17 protein-coding genes and 1 pseudogene are annotated in these 21,040 nt (G+C 30.4%); 9 read left to right on the forward strand and 9 right to left on the reverse strand.

Going from position 1 to position 21,040, the window contains the following annotated elements:
• Window positions 1-31: 31 nt before the first annotated feature.
• From CPIN18021_RS09230 to CPIN18021_RS08685, 5 genes and pseudogenes are all read right to left on the reverse strand, one after another.
• Window positions 32-1,081 carry a methyl-accepting chemotaxis protein gene (locus CPIN18021_RS09230; protein ID WP_418226057.1) on the reverse strand — a complete coding sequence of 350 codons (1,050 nt, stop codon included), beginning with the start codon at window positions 1,079-1,081 and terminating at the stop codon, window positions 32-34.
• Between the two features lie 123 nt (window positions 1,082-1,204).
• Window positions 1,205-1,993: pseudogene (locus CPIN18021_RS09235) on the reverse strand (cache domain-containing protein); the annotation flags it as partial.
• Between the two features lie 154 nt (window positions 1,994-2,147).
• On the reverse strand, window positions 2,148-3,488 hold the full coding sequence (purF, locus tag CPIN18021_RS08675) for an amidophosphoribosyltransferase (RefSeq protein WP_078424846.1): 1,341 nt from the start codon (window positions 3,486-3,488) through the stop codon (window positions 2,148-2,150).
• 120 nt (window positions 3,489-3,608) lie between these two features.
• Entirely contained in the window at window positions 3,609-4,376 is a 768-nt protein-coding gene (gene dapB, locus CPIN18021_RS08680; protein WP_078423990.1) for a 4-hydroxy-tetrahydrodipicolinate reductase, read from the reverse strand.
• Between the two features lie 16 nt (window positions 4,377-4,392).
• Window positions 4,393-5,736 (reverse strand): hemolysin family protein, encoded by a 1,344-nt coding sequence (locus CPIN18021_RS08685; RefSeq protein WP_078424847.1) that lies wholly within the window; start codon window positions 5,734-5,736, stop codon window positions 4,393-4,395.
• Window positions 5,737-5,873: 137 nt separating this feature from the next.
• Here CPIN18021_RS08685 and CPIN18021_RS08690 point away from each other — a divergent pair, with 137 nt between their 5' ends.
• From CPIN18021_RS08690 to CPIN18021_RS08710, 5 genes are all read left to right on the forward strand, one after another.
• Window positions 5,874-6,248, forward strand: a complete 375-nt coding sequence (locus CPIN18021_RS08690) for a RidA family protein (protein WP_078423992.1) — start codon at window positions 5,874-5,876, stop codon at window positions 6,246-6,248.
• A gap of 133 nt (window positions 6,249-6,381) precedes the next feature.
• On the forward strand, window positions 6,382-7,518 hold the full coding sequence (locus CPIN18021_RS08695; RefSeq protein ID WP_078423993.1) for an efflux RND transporter periplasmic adaptor subunit: 1,137 nt from the start codon (window positions 6,382-6,384) through the stop codon (window positions 7,516-7,518).
• Window positions 7,519-10,644 (forward strand): efflux RND transporter permease subunit, encoded by a 3,126-nt coding sequence (locus tag CPIN18021_RS08700; protein ID WP_078424848.1) that lies wholly within the window; start codon window positions 7,519-7,521, stop codon window positions 10,642-10,644.
• On the forward strand, window positions 10,637-11,980 hold the full coding sequence (locus tag CPIN18021_RS08705; protein WP_078424849.1) for a TolC family protein: 1,344 nt from the start codon (window positions 10,637-10,639) through the stop codon (window positions 11,978-11,980). The genes CPIN18021_RS08700 and CPIN18021_RS08705 overlap by 8 nt, the downstream gene beginning before the upstream one ends.
• Before the next feature lie 119 nt (window positions 11,981-12,099).
• Window positions 12,100-14,133 carry an autotransporter outer membrane beta-barrel domain-containing protein gene (locus tag CPIN18021_RS08710; RefSeq protein ID WP_078424850.1) on the forward strand — a complete coding sequence of 678 codons (2,034 nt, stop codon included), beginning with the start codon at window positions 12,100-12,102 and terminating at the stop codon, window positions 14,131-14,133.
• Window positions 14,134-14,174: 41 nt separating this feature from the next.
• Here CPIN18021_RS08710 and CPIN18021_RS08715 read toward each other — a convergent pair whose 3' ends face one another.
• Window positions 14,175-15,161 (reverse strand): argininosuccinate synthase domain-containing protein, encoded by a 987-nt coding sequence (locus CPIN18021_RS08715; protein WP_078423997.1) that lies wholly within the window; start codon window positions 15,159-15,161, stop codon window positions 14,175-14,177.
• Entirely contained in the window at window positions 15,139-16,809 is a 1,671-nt protein-coding gene (gene dnaG, locus CPIN18021_RS08720) for a DNA primase (RefSeq protein ID WP_078424851.1), read from the reverse strand. The genes CPIN18021_RS08715 and dnaG overlap by 23 nt, the downstream gene beginning before the upstream one ends.
• Window positions 16,810-16,872: 63 nt before the next feature.
• Here dnaG and CPIN18021_RS08725 point away from each other — a divergent pair, with 63 nt between their 5' ends.
• From CPIN18021_RS08725 to aroC, 4 genes are read left to right on the forward strand one after another with little or no spacing between them, the layout of a single operon-like run.
• Window positions 16,873-17,898: a hypothetical protein gene (locus tag CPIN18021_RS08725; RefSeq protein WP_078424852.1), complete on the forward strand. Its 1,026-nt coding sequence runs from the start codon at window positions 16,873-16,875 to the stop codon at window positions 17,896-17,898.
• Entirely contained in the window at window positions 17,876-18,313 is a 438-nt protein-coding gene (gene rnhA, locus CPIN18021_RS08730; RefSeq protein WP_078424853.1) for a ribonuclease HI, read from the forward strand. The genes CPIN18021_RS08725 and rnhA overlap by 23 nt, the downstream gene beginning before the upstream one ends.
• Window positions 18,310-18,981, forward strand: a complete 672-nt coding sequence (rnc, locus tag CPIN18021_RS08735; RefSeq protein WP_078424001.1) for a ribonuclease III — start codon at window positions 18,310-18,312, stop codon at window positions 18,979-18,981. The genes rnhA and rnc overlap by 4 nt, the downstream gene beginning before the upstream one ends.
• A gap of 8 nt (window positions 18,982-18,989) precedes the next feature.
• Window positions 18,990-20,057, forward strand: coding sequence for a chorismate synthase (gene aroC, locus CPIN18021_RS08740; protein WP_078424854.1), 1,068 nt, complete (start codon window positions 18,990-18,992; stop codon window positions 20,055-20,057).
• Here aroC and CPIN18021_RS08745 read toward each other — a convergent pair.
• Together CPIN18021_RS08745 and ruvC are read right to left on the reverse strand one after the other, a co-directional pair.
• Window positions 20,041-20,238 (reverse strand): hypothetical protein, encoded by a 198-nt coding sequence (locus CPIN18021_RS08745; RefSeq protein WP_078424855.1) that lies wholly within the window; start codon window positions 20,236-20,238, stop codon window positions 20,041-20,043. The two genes, aroC and CPIN18021_RS08745, sit on opposite strands and share 17 nt — an antisense overlap.
• A 215-nt stretch (window positions 20,239-20,453) precedes the next feature.
• Window positions 20,454-20,930, reverse strand: a complete 477-nt coding sequence (ruvC, locus tag CPIN18021_RS08750; protein ID WP_069637860.1) for a crossover junction endodeoxyribonuclease RuvC — start codon at window positions 20,928-20,930, stop codon at window positions 20,454-20,456.
• Window positions 20,931-21,040: the final 110 nt, after the last annotated feature.

The following is a 21,040-nucleotide window of genomic DNA, read 5'->3' on the forward strand; positions in this document are numbered from 1 at the left end:
TTTATAGGGAGTATTTATATTTAGTTAGTTGTTAAAACTTCTTCTTCCTTACATCTTCAACTATAGTCTTAGCCATATCATCTACTTCTAATGTAATTTGATTTGTGTTGTTTGCTATTTTAACATTTTGTTGAGTTAGCATATCTACCTCTGAAACAGATTTATTAATCATATTAATACCTTCTGCTTGTTCTTTTATAGACTCACTCATTTCATTTATTGATTGAGCTAATACATTTGTATTTGCTTCTATCTCTCCTAATGATTTTTGAGTTCTTTCTGCTAGTTTTCTTACTTCATCAGCAACAACTGCAAAGCCTCTACCATGTTCTCCTGCTCTTGCTGCTTCTATAGCTGCATTAAGTGCTAATAGATTTGTTTGATCTGCTATATCTCTTATTATTGTTATTATGTTTTTAATCTCTTCTGATTGTCTTATAACATCTTGTGTCTTTTGAGATATTGCATTCATTGAACTGCTCATTTGCTCTACTGCTGCTGCACTCTCTTGTAAAGAACTTGCTTGTGAGTTTGCTCCATTTGTTAATTCATCCATAGAGCTTGATAGTATTTGAGCTTTTTGTTGTAGTGTTTCTGCTTGTTTTAGATTGTTTTTAAGCATATTTGTTATTTCTTCACCAAGTAAATTTACACCACTAGCCATTCTACCTTCATCATCAAGTCTTGATGTAAAGTCTTGTCTTTTATATGAATCAAGTAATCTTAATACATCTTGACCATCTTTTGCTATTGCTTCTTGTAATGCTTCTTGAAGCTCTTTAAATGTTTGTTTTAATTGATTAAGCGCTGGGTTATTTGTATTAGCATCTAATGTAGCTGTAAAATCACCATCTTTTATCTTATCAACAAAGTGATTTGCTTGTTGGATGAAGTTGTTTTCTTGTGTTTTACCATCTTGGATTTTAGCTATGTTTTCGTTTATCATTGTTGCCATTTGACCAAATTCGTCTTTGGTTTTTACTTGTATTGTACTTGCATTTTTAGTTTTAAAATTTAAGAAGTCAAAGAATGAACTTAAACCTTCTTCTATTTCTTTAATAGGCTTTAACTTAAAATTCATAAAAAAAGCTAAAACCAAAACTATCAAAACAATAAAAATTGCAGATAAAAGAATCTGAGTCTTTAACAGCCTATCTGAACTTTGATTGTTGATACTTGTTGGCACAACTGAACATAAAAGCCACTTGGTAGTATCTTCTTTAAGGCAAGCTGCAACCATTTTTTTGCCATCTTTATCAAAAGTATGAGTTTTTAATTCTTCTAATATAACATCATTACTTTCATTGAATACTGACACTAATTCTTTACTGATAGGTGTTTCTTTCATAATCAAATTTTTATCTGAATACAATAGTATTCTACCTTTTTCATCTATAGCAAAAATTTCCTCTTCATCATAATACTTCATTCTAATTATTCTAGAATTAAGCTCCGAGAGGAAAATATCAGATGACACAACACCTCCGAACCCACCATATGGTTCATTAAAAGTAGTAGCCAGTGATATAGCTACTTGATTGCCAGTAGTAGTTAAATAAGCATCTGTTATAATATCATTATTAACGCTTTTTGCTTTTTTATACCATCCTCGAATTCTTGGATCGTAACCATCACTAGGAGATTGATTTTTATTATTTGATCTGACCATGCGACCATTTTTTTCAAATCCAGCGTATAGCAAATCAGAACCGCCGGATTCTTGTGAAGCTTTTAACATCTTCACTAGTTCATCTTCCGGAATATTTGCTTGTGATAGAGATTTTGCAATATATTTTACTGATGCGAATTTTAATTCCATAAAACTTTTTAAAAAATCCACAGCATTATCAACAACCCCATATTGGGAAGACAAAACTAGTTTATTTGTTTCTTTTTTTGCAAAAGACAAATTAGCAAAAGAAAATAAACCTAAACTTATAGTTAAACACAAAGTAAGCCATAAAATAAGACTTTTAATTAAATTTGAACCCATATTTTTTGATCCTTAAAATAAAAAATTATACGGTTTGAAGTATACGATATGCAAAATTAAAATATATTTAAACCTAAAATATTTTTAGTACTTAGCAAATTTTAATAAAAATTAAAAATAAATTATTATTTATTTAAATATTTTTTTTAGAATTTTATTTAATAAAATAATTTCCATCAAAGCTAACAAGTGAGTATTTTCTCTCTCTGCCTAAAGCCATTTGTAGCTCATCAATATCAAGAAATTCCAAGCTATCGACGCCTATATATTTGCAAACCTCATCTATGCTTTTATTTGCACTTATAAGCTCTTCAAAACTAGGAGTATCTATACCATATCTTTCAGGATATTTAAGCTCAGGACAAGCAACTTTAAAATGTATATTTCTAACGCCGGCATGACGCAAAAGTTCAACTATCTTTTTACTTGTTGTTCCTCTTACTATGCTATCATCTATAACGACAACATCTTTACCTTTTAAGACATTAGACATAGGGTTTAGTTTGAGTTTTACCTTTAAATTTCTCATTTCTTGAGTAGGTTCTATAAAAGTTCTTCCGACATAGTGATTTCTAACAATAGCCGCCTCAAAAGGAAGACCACTTTCTTGTGCATATCCTAATGCCGCAGCTACACCACTATCTGGCACAGGTATTACAAAGTCTGCCCTAACCTTACTTTTTCTAGCAAGGACTCTTCCCATATTTTTTCTAGTCTCATATACACTTTTGCCTTCTATAACGCTATCAGGACGAGCAAAATATATATATTCAAATGCACAAATTCTTGGTTCTGGCTCAAAAATTTGTTCGCTTATAAAATCATCTTTTCCACGTTCAAATATAATCATTTCACCAGGTCTAACATCTCTTATGAACTCAGCCTCAAGCAAGTCAAAAGCACAAGTTTCACTAGCAACAACATATCCGCCATCTTTTAATCTTCCAAGACTTAATGGTCTAACACCGTATTTATCGCGAACTACAAAAGTCTTATGTCTTGATTGTATAAGCAAACAATAAGCTCCAACAATCTTTTCTAAAGCATATATTATTCTATCTTTTAGACTTTTGCTGTTATGTCTAGCTATAAGATGAATTATATTTTCTGTGTCCATATTTGAAGCAAAAATAGCACCTTCATCTATCAAGGATTGTCTTATTTTGTCTTTATTAACCAAATTTCCGTTATGAACTATAGAGATTGAACCAAGAGAATAATTTGCATTTATAGGTTGTGCATCAAACAATGACTCATTTCCAGCAGTAGCATATCTATTGTGTCCTATTGCCATATCGCCTTTTAAAATTTCAAAGCTACTTTTTTTAAAAACCTCAGTCACAAGTCCAGAAGCTTTTACTGTATGTATTTTTCCACTTTCATCACAAGAGCTTATACCACTTGCTTCTTGACCTCTATGTTGCATAGCAAAAAGAGCATAATAAGCAGTTTTTGCAGCATCCTTTGAATTTATTATACCAACTATAGCACACATTACTTATACTCCAAATTTATAATATAATTTTATATTTATTTTTAATAAAATTTATAAGCTTTAAAATTTAAAACCTAGCTGATACTATCAAAAAATTCTAAATATAAAATTTACAATACATTAAAGACCGATACAATCATATATACTATATTTTCCATTTGGTTGAGAATGTAGCCAAACCGCAGCTTTTATAGCACCTTTAGCAAATGTAGTTCTTGAAGTTGCTGTATGATTAAGCTCCATATACTCTCCGTCATTATAAAAACCAACAGTATGCCTACCAACAACATCTCCACCACGAAGAGCCATGACAGATATCTCATCTTTTGTTCTAGCCCCGATAAGCCCTTCTCTACCAGTAACCATAACATCTTTCAAGTCAAGATTTCTAGCAACTGCTGCATGTTCTGCCAAAGTAAGTGCTGTTCCACTAGGTGCATCTTTTTTGTGTTTATGATGCATTTCAACTATCTCTATATCAAAATCTCTCAAAGTCTTTGAAGATAAAGCAACCAAACGATTTAACAAAGCAATGCCTAAACTCATATTTGTAGCATATAAAATAGGCATAGCATTTGCGGCATGTTCTATAAGATCAGCGCCATCTTCTCCAAGCCCTGTTGTTCCGATAACAAGTGGTTTTGGATTTGTTCTAGCATAGTTTATCAAATTAATAGCACCTTGTTTTATACTAAAATCTATAACAACATCGCTATTTTCAAAAAGCTCTTCAAGGTCATTTGTAATTATCACATCTTTTGGCAGTGGATGTGAAATTTCATTTATAGAATAAGCAACGCTAAGTTTAGCAAATTCATTTTCGCACAAGCAAGAAGCTATCTCTTTACCCATTTTTCCACTTGCACCATGTATGCCTACTCTTATCATAAATATCTCCTATCTCTTAACTATGTTCGTTATCTGACTCGATTTGTTCTATCTTTTTTCTTACTTTCACACTTAAAATACTAGTGCCATCTATTTTTCTAACTTCATAATAACAGTTTTCATCTTCTATTTTATCGCCAACAGTAGGAAGTCTTCCCATAAGATTAAACACATATCCACCGATTGTAACTTGATCAGTCTGTTCATCAAACGTTATACCAAGAAGTTCCTCAACCCTTTCAAGTTCAAATCTTCCATTAAATTCATATATATTTTCATTTATTCTTTTATAGCCAAGGTCAGCATCGTCATGCTCATCATGAAAATCGCCCAAAACCTCTTCCATAATATCTTCCATAGTCAAAAGCCCAGCTGTTCCGCCGTATTCATCAACAACCAAAGCAGCTGAAATTTGTTGTTTATTCATCATCAAAAGCACTTTTGATATAGACAAACTCTCAGGCACAATAATAAACTTTCTTACTATACTATCAAAACTTTTTTCTTTACTATCGCTAAAATGAACTTGTAAAATATCTCTTATATGAATAAGCCCTAAAATAACATCTTTTGAACCATCTATATAAGGATATCTTGTATACTTAGAGTCAAAAACAACTTGTAAATTTTCTTCAAAACTTTTTTGTTTATTTATACAAACCATATCCCTACGAGGAGTCATAATCTCTTTAGCAACAGTATCACTAAAATCAACAGCATTTTTTATAAGCTCTGTTTCAAAACTATCCAAAACACCGCCCTTTAAACTCTCACTTACTATTATTTTTATTTCTTCTTCTGAATGTGCTATTTCGCTATCTTTAGCTGGCTTTATACCAAGTGCTTTTAAACCAACACCAGCTAAAAAATCAAAAGTTTTTATAACAGGAGAGAATATCGCCCAGAAAAAATGAAGTGGTCTTGCTATCTTTAAAACAGAACTTTCAGCTTTTGATATCGCTATTGATTTTGGTATAAGTTCACCTAAAACAACGTGCAAAAGTGTTATCAGTGTAAAGGCTATAGCAAAAGACACACTATGAACAACAACTTCACTAGCACCAAAATATTTAGCCATAGGTTCTTCTAATAATCTAGCAACAGCAGGCTCTCCTATCCAACCAAGTGCAAGAGAACTAAGTGTTATACCTAATTGTGTAGCACTAAGATATGTATCTAGTTTGTTTGACATATCAAATGCCAACTGAGAATTTGGAACTTTTTCTTTTATAAGCTCTTCAAGGCGTGATTTACGAACCTTAACAAGAGCAAACTCAGAAAGAACAAAAAAAGCATTTAAAAAGACAAAGAATACTGCAAGAATAATCATAAAAAGCGAGTTGTCGCTACTGGGATACAAATAAAATCCTTAATAATTAAATTTTTTGGGTCAAATTATATCAAAAAATAATAAAAATAATAAATTTTAGAAAACTTTAAAGCAAAAATGATGTAAAATCAAATAATTTTAAAACACAATAAATAAAGGATAAAATTATGAAACAAATCATACATACAAACTTAGCACCACAAGCTATAGGACCATACTCTCAAGCTGTTTTAGCAAATGGAATGTTATTTATTTCGGGACAATTGGGTGTTAAGCCAAATGGTGAATTTGCAGGAAATAGCGTAGAAGAACAAGCAAAACAAAGCTTAGAAAATATAAAAAATATTTTAGCTGAAGCAAAAATGGACTTTAAAAATGTAGTAAAAACAACTATATTTTTGGCAAATATTGATGATTTTGCAAAAGTAAATGATATATATGCTACATATTTTGATGCGGATTATCCAGCAAGAAGCACGATAGCTGTAAAAACATTACCAAAAAATGGACTTGTAGAGATAGAAACCATAGCTACCGTATAAATATATCGAAAGTTTAAAGTTTAAAACAATATATGTTATAAAAATTACTATTTTTTTTATTTTTTGTTTTAAAATTTGTTATACAATTCCAAGACTGTATTTTAGACTTAAAACAAATAAAATTGGAGACAGTATGAAAAAAACACAAATCCTTATAGCTATTTTTGTAACAATATTTATAGCTGGGTGCTTTGACTTTAATTTTTTAAAAACAGAGAAAAGCAAAAACACTCAAAATAAGAAACCACAAATGCCACCAGCAACAGTGAATGTTATAGTTGCAAAAAAAGCTGATAATAAAATGATTTTTGAGTATCCAGCAAAACTTGAAAGCTTACAAGAAGTTATAGTTACCCCAAAAGTTTCTGGAACCATAATAAAACAAAATTTCAAAGCAGGAGACAAAGTAAAACAAGGCGATGTTTTATTTATTGTAGAACCTGATAAATTTGAAGCGTTATATGATATAGCAAATGCAGCTATCATACAAGCTGAGTCAGCATACAAAAACGCAAAAAGTGAAATGGAACGTGTTAAGAGATTGTTTTCTCAAAATGCGATAAGCCAGAAAGAGTATGACAATGCCTTGGCAAAATTGGAAGTCGCAAGTGCATCAATAGCAAGTGCAAAAGCAAATGCAAAAGCAGCAAAATTAGATTTAAGCTATACAAAAATCAAAGCACCTTTTAGCGGTGTTGTTAGTGAGAACTTAGTAGATGTGGGTTCTTTTGTTGCGGCTGGTAATACAAAACTTGTAAAACTTAGTGACATAGATACAATCAATGCTAGATTTTATATCTCAGATGTAGCAAACCTAAAAAGAATCAATAATCTAACAAACAAAAATTGGGTTCAATTAGACTCAAATGCAACACTTATAACTAACAATGGAAACGTAAAAGGCTCACTTAACTTTATAGACAATACCGTTGATGAAAATACCGGTAGTGTTTTAGCAAAAGCTGAGTTTAAAAATGAAAATTTGCAACTTCTAGCTGGTTCATTTGCAAAAATAAGCCTAGATGGTTTTATACAAAAAAATAGCTTTTTATTGCCACAAATTGCAATAAAACAAGATGTTGTATCTCCATATGTTTTAGTTGCAAAAGATAATAAGGTTACAAAAAAACCTATTCAAATTATATTTGAAACATCAGAAAATGCAATCATAAATAGTGGATTAAAAGAAGGTGATCAAATAATAATTAACAATTTTAATAAAATCGGTATCGGAGCGACTGTAAAGGTAGAAAACAAGGAGAACAAATAGATGTTTTCTAAATTTTTTATCAACAGACCTATATTTGCAAGTGTTATATCTATTATTATATTTATAGCAGGAATTATGTCTTTAAGAGGTCTTCCTGTAGAAGAATATCCGCAACTAACACCACCTCAAATTAGTATAAGGGCACAATACACTGGCGCAAACGCAGATGTTATAGCAAACACTGTTGCCTCTGTTATAGAAGAACAAGTAAATGGTGTTGAAAATATGATATATATGAAGAGTGTATCAAGTTCTAGTGGTTCTATGAATTTAAATGTGTTTTTTAAAATAGGAACAAACTCAAAACAAGCTAGTGTGGATGTAAACAATCGTGTTCAATCAGCTCTTTCAAGACTTCCTAGCGAAGTTAGACAAATAGGAGTAACTGTTCGTGAGAGTAGTGGGTCTATGCTCGGTGTTGTTTCTTTTTTAAACCCAAATGCTACGATTACTGAATTACATAATTATGTTGTTTTAAATATACTAGATGACATAAAAAGGGTAAAAGGTGTTGGAGATGCGACTATCATAGGTGGAAAAAATTATGCTATGAGAATTTGGATAAAACCTGATTTGCTTGCAAAATACAATCTAAGTACCACTGATGTCATATCGGCTATAAAAACTCAAAATAGTCAGTATGCAGCTGGAAAGATAGGCGAAGCACCTATAAAAGATAAGATATCTTATGTGTATGCAATAAGTGCTGATGGACGATTTAAAAATGTAGATGAATTTAAAAATATAATACTAAAAGCTGATAGTAACGGAAATTTATTAAGGCTTAAAGATGTAGCTGATGTTGAGATAGGCTCGGAAAATTATTCAATAGGTGCTTTAATGAACGGAAAAAATATGGCACCTATGCTTATATTTTTGCAAAACGGAGCAAATGCTGTTGAAACAATGCATTTAGTCAAAGAGAGATTACAAGAAATTTCAAAAAGTTATCCTGATGGAATGTATCACGATATTCCTTACGATACTACAAAATTTGTTGAAATTTCTATACAAGAGGTTATAAAAACATTTATAGAAGCAATGTTGCTTGTTATGGTTGTTATTTATATGTTCTTAAAAAGTTTTAGGGCAACAATCATACCAATGCTTGCCGTTCCTGTATCCATAATAGGAACATTTGTTGGTTTTTATATTATGGGTTTTTCTATAAATTTAATAACACTTTTTGCACTAATTCTTGCCATAGGTATAGTCGTTGATGATGCGATTATAGTTATAGAAAATGTTGAGCGTATTATGCACGAAGATAAAAGTATAAGCGTCAAAGAAGCTAGTATAAAAGCTATGCAGGAGGTTACAACACCTGTTATTTCAATAGTTTTGGTTTTATCAGCCGTTTTTATTCCTGTTGCTTTTATGGAGGGTTTTGTTGGGGTTATTCAAAGACAATTTGCCCTAACTCTTGTGGTTTCTGTTTGTCTTTCTGGCTTAGTTGCTTTAACACTAACTCCGGCACTTTGTGCAGTTTTTTTAAAAAGAACAGAGGAAAAGCCATTTTGGTTTGTACAAAAATTTAATGATTTTTTTGATTGGAGCACAAGTATTTTTTCAGCTGGTGTAGCTAAAGTTATAAGACATGTAATTCCTAGTTTGATTATAGTTGGCATTATTGTTTGGGCTATGATAACACTTTTAAAGATTATACCAAGTTCTCTTGTTCCTTATGAAGACAAGGGTGCTGCTATAGCCGTTACATCTTTACCACCAGCATCAACATCATCTAGAACACTAACAGAAGTTAAAAAAATATCAGATAAATTTTTGTCAAATCCAAATGTTGAAATGGTTACAACCATAGCTGGTTATGATATGTTTGCAGGGGTGCTTAGAGAAAATTCTGCCATATCTTTCGTAGGGCTTAAAGATTGGGATCAAAGGAAAAATCCAAAAGATCAAATTTTTGCTTTATTAGGACCTTTTAACGGAATGCTTGCACCATCAAAAGAGAGTATGAGTTTTGTTATGAATACGCCACCTATTATGGGACTTAGTCTTGCGGGTGGTTTTGAAATTTATCTTCAAAACAAAAGTGGAAAAAGCTATAATGAAATTCAAAAAGACACTATGAAAGTTGTAATGGCGGCAAATGCTAGACCTGAAATAACTAGAGTTAGAACAACACTTGATACTACATATCCGCAGTATAAAATAGAAGTAGATGAACAAAAAGCTTATTTGATGGGTGTTAGTAAACCCGATATATTTGCTACTATTTCAGCTACGATAGGTGGATACTATATAAACGATTTTAATATGTTTGGAAAGACATATCGTGTATATATGAGAGCAAAAGAGAGTTTTAGAAATTCAGCAGAAGATATCAGAAATATATTTGTAAAAAACAAAAAAGGTGAGATGGTCGCACTAAATTCTATCGTTACCTTAAAAAGAAGTATGGGTGCTGATTTGGTTGAAAGGTTCAATCTTTTTCCAGCTGCTAAACTTATGGGAGAACCAGCACTAGGATATACATCAGGAGATGCATTAAATGCTATCGAAGATGTTATAAAACAGACATTGCAACAAGATGAGTACTCTATAGCATATTCAGGAACGGCGTATCAAGAAAAGACATCATCAGGTACAGGTCAAACCGCGTTTGTATTTGGTATGATTTTTGTATTTTTGATATTAGCAGCTCAATACGAAAGATGGCTTATACCTTTGGCTGTTATTACAGCTATTCCTTTTGCAGTATTTGGTTCTCTTTTTGCAACATACATAAGAGGTCTTAGCAATGATATATATTTCCAAATAGGTCTATTATTGCTTATCGGACTTTCGGCAAAAAATGCTATTTTAATAATAGAATTTGCAATGCAAGAAAGAAAAAGGGGTAAAAGCATATTTGATGCAGCTATAAATGCAGCAAAACTTCGTTTTAGACCGATAGTTATGACATCAATTGCATTTAGTATGGGTATTTTTCCGATGGTTATTTCAAGTGGTGCTGGTGCTGCAAGTAGGCATTCATTATCTACCGGACTTATAGGTGGTATGATAGCAGCGACTACGATAGCGATATTTTTTGTTCCGTTGTTTTACTATCTGCTTGAAAGTTTAAATCAAAAATTTAAAAATAGAAAAGGTGCTTTAGATGCGTAATATTATATTTTTTGCAATAGTTCTTTTATTTGTAGGATGTTCATTTAAACCTGAAATGATTGATGTAAACTCAAGCTTTGATTACAAAAGCCAAACAACAAATATAAGCGATAAATGGTGGGAAGAATTTAACGATGATAAATTAAACTCGCTGGTTGATGATGCGTTAAAGCATAATATAGATTTAAAAATAGCTTATTTGAATTTACAAAAAGCTGATATAAATCTAAACAATGCAAAATCACTATTTTTACCTACTGCTAGTGTAACAGGCAGTGCGACAAGAAGAGGCACAGAGCATTTAAAAACAGATAGTTTTTCACTAAATGCTGTTTTAAACTACGAGGTTGATTTATGGGGAAGAGTAAAAAACTCAGTTGAATCAAACAAAGCCCTTTTAAATGCAAGTATTTATGATTATAATGCTTCTAGACTAAGTATAGTTTCAAATGTCGTAGATAATTATTTTTCATTAGTAGCATTAAAAATGCAAGAAAATATCTACAAAAACACACTAAAAAGTTATATAGACACGATGAATTATCGCAAAAAACAGCTTGAAGCCGGCGCGATAACAAAATCTGTATATATACAAAGCGTAACATCTGTGCAAAATGCAAGTATAAATTTAAACAACATAAAAAATCAAATCATCACACTTTCAAATGTATTGTCTATACTTGCTGGAAGAGATAATAATGAAATTTTATACTCGCTAGTTAATACAAACAAAACACTTCCAAAAGCACCTCAAATAAATGCCGATATAAGTGCTGATATACTTCTAAAAAGAAGTGATGTAGCTTATGCCTATGAAATTTTAAAAAGCTCAAATGCACTTGTTGGAGTTGCGAAAGCTGCTTATTTTCCATCTATATCTTTGAGTGGAATTTTTGGTTTTAGTTCAGCTAAGATAGACAATTTATTTGATAAAGATGCTCGGTTTTGGTCTCTTGGTACTTCTCTTACACAAAATATTTTCAATCTACCTCAAACAAAAAATAGAGTTAAGCTATCTAAAATCATAGAAAGTGAAAATGCTTTAAGGTATGAAAAAATCATAAAAATAGCTCTTGGTGAAGTTAAAACAGCTTTGATAAATAGACGAAATCTAATTGAAATTTTCAACCAAACAAAAGAGCTTTTAGACTCTCAAGAAAAGATATACGAACTTGTAAACTCGCAATACGATGAGGGTTATGTAGATCATCTAAGTCTACTTGATGCACAAAGAAATCTACTAAGCACAAAACTAAGTCTTGTAAATGCGAATTTAAATCTAAATAAAGCAGTAGTTCAAGTATTTAAAGCTTTTGGAGGTGGCTTTAAAAAATAATCGTAAATTTTTAAATTTATATAAAATTTGAAATAAATATTTTTTAAATTCAGCAAAAATTCAAAAAAAAAAAAATAGAATTTGCATTTTAAATATCAAAACACGATAAGGAATACAAGATGAAAATTTCTAAATTTTTAAGTGCTGTTGCTATTAGTGCCTGTATTAGCACCGGTTTATTTGCTAATACATATTTTGAAGATGCAAGATTATATCTATCTATTTATGCAGCAAAGCATAATGATGATATAGAGAAGATGATGTCAGATATAGAAACAGCAAATGATCTCAAAAATATAGTTATTCAATATTTGATTAGTTTTGCAAATGCAAAAAATGAAGAAATAAAAGTCGAAAGGCATTCACAAAAAGATAATAACGATGCTATTTGGATATCTAGTGCTATAAAATATGGATATCAAGCAACTAATGATTGGATAAAAAAAAATATACAAGTTCCTTTAAATGAAATGTTAGAAAATCCTGATAATATAGATAATACTAAACTTAATAAACTTAATGGAAGTTTTAGTACTAATGGAATTAATTTAGAATTAGGACAAGGTTCGGTTGATGCTTCGCAAAATGTAACTAAGTTAGATAAAAATTTTATAAAAAAACATAAAACAGATATCAAAAACAAACTAAATGAATTTTTAAATACATTTCATACCAAACTTAAAAAAAATGTAGAGATTATTAGCAAAAAAATTGAAGAAAAATCAAATGATGACCATAAATTAAAAACAGAATTAGAAAAATTGAAGAAAGAAAAAGTAAAAATTGAAGAAAAAGTAAAAGAGATAGAAGATAAACTTAAAAAAGAAAAACAAGAGAGACTTGAAAGAGAAAGACTTGAGAGAGAAAGACAAGAAGAACAAGAAAGACTTGAAAAAGAAAAAGAAAGACTTGAAAAAGAACAAGAAAGACTTGAAAAAGAAAAAGAAGAAAGAGAAAAAATCAAAAAAGAAGAACTTAAAAAAGAGCAAGAATTTAAATCTAAATTTTCTACACAGGATAGCATTCAAAGTTCAATTTATGATTTAACAAAAGACAATCAAAATTTAAGACAAATATTTGAAACTATGAGCAAAGATCAAATTCAAGCTTTTTCTAAAGAAATAAAACAAACAACACAAGATATATCCAGCAATATATCAGAAAATTTATATACTCAAATAGTTGATTTTAATTCAGAAATAACAACTCAAACCAGACTAGCACAACTAAGCAATCCTTTCAATAAAGATCTAGCACTTGCAAAGGCTATCAATGCCTTAAAAGATATGAGATTTGTTTCAAATGATGATAGCGTAATGACAAATGTAGTAAAAGAATACACAGATAGATTTGCATACAATAACAATCTATGGGCTTCTGCTTTAGGGGGTCAAACAAGATCTAAGAACAATATAAAATCAAGTCTTTATGGTTTTGCTATAGGGTATGATAGAGCATTTGATAGCACAATAGTAGGAAGTTATATAAATTATGCAAAAACAAAAACAAAAAATGATAGTTTTGATAATAAAGCAGATAACTATCAAGTAGGTGTGTATACTAGAAGTTATGTGAATAATAACGAGATAGATACAAAAGTATCCATAGGAAAATCTAAAAATAAACTAACAAGAGATATCAAAATACCAAACAATGCATTAGTATCACAAAAAAGCAAATATGATACAAAATCACTAACATTTGATTTAAGCTATGGTTATGTCGTAGCAACAAAAAATAATAGTTTTGTAAAACCTTTTATAGGTGCTTCATATAGTTATTTTAAAAATGATGAATTTAAAGAAGATGGATTATTTGCTATGAAATTCAGCGGTTCAAATTCTAAGATGCTTAATGCAAGCGCTGGAATTGAGTTTAGAACATATCTAGAAAATGGAAACTACTTTTTTATAACACCTTCTTTACAAAAAGAAATTTATAAAAAAACAAAAGATAGCATTGTTAGATTTGTAGGTTCAGATAAAGATATAATCCTAGCAACAAACAACAAAAAATCAACATATGTTTCTTTGATAACAGGAGCACAAGTAAATTTAACACAAAATTTATCTGCTAATATGATAATTGGCGCAAAAGCTAAATCGAAAGAAAAACTATATAATGCAACAATAGGACTTAGATATAAGTTTTGATTTAGTCTAAATGTTAAAGTGCTATTAGCACTTTAACATTATCATTTAACGAAGAAATTTTGAGCTATAGCCTTATCTTCAAAAGGTATAACTTCTAAGTTTTTATCCCCTACTTTGATATTTACAGACTTATCTTTTGGGGCTTTTGTGTAAGCAAGTGCTAATCTACAAGCAAAGTTCAAATCCTCATCATCGGCATTTTTATCAATAAAGCTAACGGCACCTACTATATCATCTAAAAAGCTTATCATTTGAAATTTATCATTTGGTGATTTTAAAAGGAATTCGTTGTCTTTTTCATCTCTTCCTATGACCATTTTTGCACCATTTTTTAAGCGTAAATGGCGACCTAGTTTTAGCCAAGTTACATCTATATCTCTCATATCTTTATCAAATTTCAAATACTCTTTTATTTTAACGGCAAAACTCTCAACAGTAAGCAAACAACCCCCGCCCGGTGTAGCATAGTCATCAAAACCAAACTTCTTAGCAAGAGTTAGTTGTGGTTTTCTATCTCTACCACTAAAATTAAGCAGTTTTTCTCTATCGACCCACCCTTCTCTCTCTGGTTTTGTAGGGTTTAAAAGCTTTGCACACATAGGTCTAAGAACAAGATCTTCATCATCACTTGCAAGTTTTTTTACTTGATTTAAAGCTTCTCTTCTTTGACTCATAGGTCTTTGTCCTAAAACTTCACCAGTTATAACAAAACTCGCACCCTCTTCTTCAAGCATAGCAAGCGCAACCTTGAACATATGTCCGTGACAATCTATGCAGGGATTAAACTGTCTTCCATAACCAAATTTAGGTGTAAAAAGCACCTCTTGAAGATATTTATTTTTTATATCCACTACCTTAAACTTAGCTCCAGCTATCTTTGCTCTTCTTTGTAAAATATGAAACTTTTCTTCATCTACGCCAAAACCTGTATCCATATGAAGTGCAACTACATCTATACCTTGATCTGTAATCAGCTTAATAGCAAGCATGCTATCAAGACCGCCACTAAATAATGCCAATGCTTTCATTTTTCTCTTTCAATCCTTTTATAATTTTTGCAATTTTTTCTAAAACTTCCAGCTTGTCTGCATCTTTGCTTTTTCTTTTATTCATTTGCAAATTTTCAAAATATTTTATCTTTAAATTGTTAATAGCTATTTGCAATTTATCAAAATCTTCTATAGCTATCGCACTATCATCAAGCCAAAGTTCCCTTAAACTCGTATTTTCCTCAACTTTTTCTAAATTTAAAATAGCATTAAAAATATCAGAATGATTAAAAAAATAAGAGCTATTTACATTACTAATTATAAATTTTTTGAAATTTTCATTACTAAACATAGTCTTTAAAATAGAAAGTTCTAACAAATCTTTTGAAATTTTGTTATTAATATTTACATTTTTTGTTGTCTCTTGATTTTTATATTTATAATTTTCTTGTTTAAAATTATGAGCTAAATTTATACTAACGCCTATTAACTCTGAAACCAAATCATTATAACTAACACTAACAACAGGTTTTAGTTTGTTAGTAAATTGTGTTATTTCATCTAAACACTTTTGTTTTTGTACAGGACGTTCTAGGTCGTATTTAAGGGCTATTTGTCTTATATAAAACTCCCCTATTTCTATTCCTGACTCAAACAACTCTTCTAACTCTTTTATCTTGTTAGCAAACACCATATCAGCTGGGTCAGCACCATCATCTATGATAACAACAGAACCATCTATCTCATTTGTGCTAAGCAACAAGCTTGATTTTATAGCAGCATTTATGCCTGCCTCATCTCCATCAAAACAAAGGATTGCACTTATATTTTCACGTTTTAAAAGTGGAAGATGCTTTTCTGTAAGCGCTGTTCCTAAAACAGCAACAGCATTTGTAAATCCAGCCAAATGAAGCATAATAACATCAAGATAGCCCTCAGTTATGATAACCTTCTTTTTTTGATAAATCGTCTGTTTTGCTAGATTGTATCCATAAAGCAATTTTGACTTATCAAAAACAACACTTTGCGGACTATTTACATATTTTGCCATATGATTTGTGATAGTCCTACCACCAAATCCTACAAGTCTTGATGTGTGATTGTATATAGGAAAGCTTATTCTTTCAATAAAACTAGCATAAATTCCTTTTTCATTTTGTTTTATTATCCCTACTTCAAGTGCCTCTTGTGGTAAAATTTTTTCATTTTCCAAAAGCCTTAAAGTAGCACTGTTTTCAGGTGCATAGCCAAGTCCAAAATGCTCTATAATCTTATCGTTTAAACCTCTTGAATAAAGATAATTTAATGCATTTTGATTTTTATAAAGACAAGAACGATAAAAGGCATTTACATTTTCTAAAATCTGTTTATTTTGTATGGGTTTACTGTTATTATTTGTGTATTCTAATGTAAAGTTTGAAATACTAGCAAGTTTTTCTATCGCCTCTGGATAGTTTAGCTTTTCAAAATCCATAATAAATTTTATAGCATTTCCACCAGCTTTACAAGAAAAACAATGATAAATTTGTCGTTGCGGACTTATACTCATACTTGGATTTCTATCATCGTGAAATGGACAAACACATTTATAATTTGCCCCTGATTTTTGAATATCCACATAATGACTTACAACATCAACAATATCAACTTGTTCTAATAATCTATCAATACTTTTTTGTTCTATCATAAGCAAGATTATACAATCAACTTGCTATAATTGCGCTTTAAATACAATAAAAAAGTGATCAAAGTGGATATATTTTTTATAGGTCATAGAGACCCTATTTTTGGACTTATTGTTTTGTTTAGCATAATTTTTATGGTAGCATTTTTTAGCTATGCTTGGGGCATTTTTAGTAAAAAAGATGAAAAAAGAAAGATAGAAAAATTTATAAGAAAATTTGATAATTCAAATTCTATAAGTGACAATCACAAACAACTACTAAAAAACCTAGATATAGACTCAAACGATCTTGGAGTTTTAGCCATGACCTTTGTAAAAAGTGGTGATTTTGAAAAAGCCATAAGTATATATCTCATAGCCCTTAGCAAGGTAAAAAACAAAATAGAAAAAGAATTTATCCTAACCCAGCTTGGAAGTGTATATTTTAAGGCTGGTTTTTTACAAAATAGTATGAATATATTTTTACAAGCTGTCCAGATAAGCCCAAGAAATGAAATTGCTTTGAGATTTTTAACTATGATAGATGAAAAGTTAAAAAAATTTAACGAAGCATTACAAACACTTGACTCATTGCAAGAGCTTGGTGCCGATGTAAAAATAGCTAGAGCATATATAAAAGCAAATATAGTTTTAAATGATAAAGAGCTAAGTATAGATGAAAAAACTGATAAAATTTTAAAATACAGCAATGATTTTGCATTACTTAAAAGAATGGCTATGCAACTTTGGATAAAAAATAATAAAAGCCTTGAAAACTTTCCTAGCTTTTTGCCTATTTCAGAGGTTATTGATATTTTATATCAGCAAAATATGCCGTTAAATTTAGAAGATGAAGAGTATAAAGCACTATTTTATGCAAAAGGTATCATCAAAGAAAAAGCACAGATAAATAACTTTGAATTAAATGTTATTAAAAATTTAAAAGATACAGGATTTGATAAGGCTGATTTGAGTTTTAACTATGTTTGCAACTCATGTAAAAACTCATTTCCAATGCACTTTTATAGATGTCCTATGTGCCACTCTTTGGGTAGTGTAAAAATTTTAAGCCAGATAACGGAAAAAAATGATGAAAACAGTATGCCTTTTTAGTGATGGTTCGTGCTTAAATAACCCGGGTCCCGGTGGCTGGGCTTATATCCTTGAATACAAAGAAAATATAAAAAAACAAAGTGGTGGAGAGAACAATACAACAAACAATCAAATGGAACTTCGTGCAGTTATAGAGGGTATAAAAGCATTAAAAGAACCTTGCAATATAGAGCTTTATACAGATAGCTCTTATGTGGCAAACTCTGTAAATTCATGGCTTGAAGGCTGGATAAAGAAGGATTTTAAAAAGGTAAAAAACATTGAGCTTTGGAAAGAGTATATAAGCATTTCAAAAGGACACAATATAAATGCGATTTGGGTAAAAGCACACAATGGACACCCACAAAACGAAGAGTGCGATAAAATGGCAAGAGATGAAGCGATAAAAATAAAAGAAAATGGAAGTTTTATATGAATGAATTAAAAAAACTTGAAAAAATTTTAAATTATACTTTTATTGATTTGAAAAATTTAAAAGAAGCATTAACACATAAAAGCTCTAAATTTAACTATAACAACGAGAGATTAGAATTTTTGGGCGATGCTGTTATGGATTTGATAGTTGGTGAATATCTCTTTAAGAAATTTAAAAAGACAAATGAAGGCGATATGAGTAAATTAAGAGCCGCTCTTGTAAATGAAAAAAGTTTTGCAAATATGGCAAAAAATTTACATTTAGGAGAATTTGTATATATTTCTACCGCCGAGGAAAACAACGGTGGAAGAGAAAAACCAAGCATTTTAAGCGATGTCTTTGAAGCTGTTATGGGTGCTATCTATCTTGAGTCAGGACTTGAAAAAGTAAGAGAGATAGCCATAAGGGTCTTAGAAGAGTGCTATCCAAAAATAGATCTTTTAAACTTAGCAAAAGACTATAAAACATCACTTCAAGAAATAACTCAATCAAATCTAGGAGTAACTCCTACTTATGAACTTGTAAGAAGTTTTGGACCAGATCATAAAAAAGAGTTTGAAATAGCACTTTTTATAAACAACACAGAAATTTCAAGAGCCATAGCAAACTCAAAAAAAGAGGCTCAACAAAAAGCGGCAAAAATAGCACTAGAAAAAATAAAACATTAGGATAATGCTTGAATACTTTTGGAGTAAAATTAAGACTAACGACATTTGGAGAAAGCCACGGAAAAGCCATAGGTGGAGTTATAGATGGGCTGCCTGCTGGTATAAAAATAGATGAAGAGTTTTTGCAAAGTGAGTTAGACAAAAGAAGACCCGGAAAAAATAAATTTTCAACACCAAGAGATGAAGCTGATAAATTAGAAATTTTTAGTGGCATATTTGAAGGATTTAGCACTGGTACTCCGATAGGTTTTGCGATTTTTAACCAAAATCAAAAATCAAATGATTATGAAAATCTAAAAAATATTTTTAGACCTGGACATGCTGATTTTACATACTTTAAAAAATTTAAAATTCGTGATTATAAAGGAGGAGGGAGATCAAGCGCTCGTGAAACTGCTGTTCGTGTTGTAGGTGGTGCTTTTTCTGCTCTTTTGTTAAATGAGTTTGGTATCAAAGTCCAAAGTGGTGTTTTGAAAGTTGGAAATATTTTAGCTGATGATATTGACTTTGAATTAGCCCGAAAATCTGAAATTTTTTCCTTAGGAAAAGAAGAGGCTATGAAAGATGAAATTTTAAAAGCAAAACAAACTCACGATAGTGTAGGGGCTTGTGTCTTTACAAAAGCTAGTGGTGTTCCTGCTGGACTTGGAGAAGTGCTTTATGATAAGCTTGATGCAAGACTAGCTTATGCGATAATGGGCATAAATGGAGTAAAGGCTATTGAGATAGGCGAGGGGGTTAATGCTAGTTGTATGTTTGGGTCACAAAATAACGACCAGATGGATGAAAGCGGATTTTTGACAAATCATTCTGGTGGAATTTTAGGCGGGATAAGCAACTCAAATGATATCATTTTAAAAAGCCATTTTAAGCCAACACCATCTATTTTCAAATCACAAAAAACTACAAATTTAGAAAATCAAAATGTTGAGTTTGAGCTAAGAGGAAGACACGACCCTTGTATAGGCATAAGAGGAAGTGTTGTAGTAACAGCTATGGTTAGAATAGTCTTAGCCGATATGCTTTTACTAAATGCTACTTCAAATTTGGATAATTTAACTAAAATTTATAATTAAATTTAATTAAAACCATATAAATAATAGCAATCAATATACAAGATAAAATTTCAACCATTCCATAAGGTGCTACACTAAAGTTTATATCTATAATAACAAGCACAGCAGAAAAGCTAACACTATTTATATCAAAAAATAAAGCAGTAATAAATATAGAACAAAAGCAGTCTCTAAAATCCAATAAATATGATTAAAAAAAATAAAACATATATCTATCTATTTAATTTTTATACTAATCATTTGAGAGTAGGGCATATATTTCATTTTTCAAAGCAAATATCTAATATGGCTTTATACTTGAATTTATCATTATAGTTGTTAATACAGTCATAGATAAAGACTAAATAAGCCAATACAATACCACTAAATTTTATTTACTACAAATTTTCCTATAAATTATTGTTGTATTCTTAGATTATTTGCATGAGTTAAGGCGATAGCGATAGCATCTGTTATATCAAGTGGCTTTATCTCTTTTGTAATTCCCAAAATTTTTTTTACCATAAAAGCAACCTGTTCTTTTGTAGCTTTTGCTTTTCCTGTTACAGCTTTTTTTACTTGAAGTGGAGTATATTCAGCAAAATCACCGTGGATTTGAAGTATTTTAAGGCTTAATGCTCCACGAAATTGAGCTAATTTTAAAACGGTTTTTGGGTTGTAAGCAAAAAATATGTCTTCAATGGCCACTTCATTAAAACTATGATTTTTAAAAATCACATCAAGTCCTTCACATAGTTCTGTGATTTGATATTGAAGATTATTTGGTTTTATTTTTATAAGCCCAGCCTCAATCAAAACCGTTTTTTTAGGGGTCTTTTCAATGATAGCATAACCACAGTTTTTAGAACCCGGATCTATTCCTAAAATTTTCATCACATCCTTTTCAATAGTTATTCACTACTTATTCACATAGTGAAAAAGTTAAAATTTATTAAATTTAAGATAAAATAAGGAGTATATTTTATTACAAAAAAGGTTTAATT

It is taken from the genome of Campylobacter pinnipediorum subsp. caledonicus, assembly GCF_002022005.1.
Classification (GTDB): domain Bacteria; phylum Campylobacterota; class Campylobacteria; order Campylobacterales; family Campylobacteraceae; genus Campylobacter_A; species Campylobacter_A caledonicus.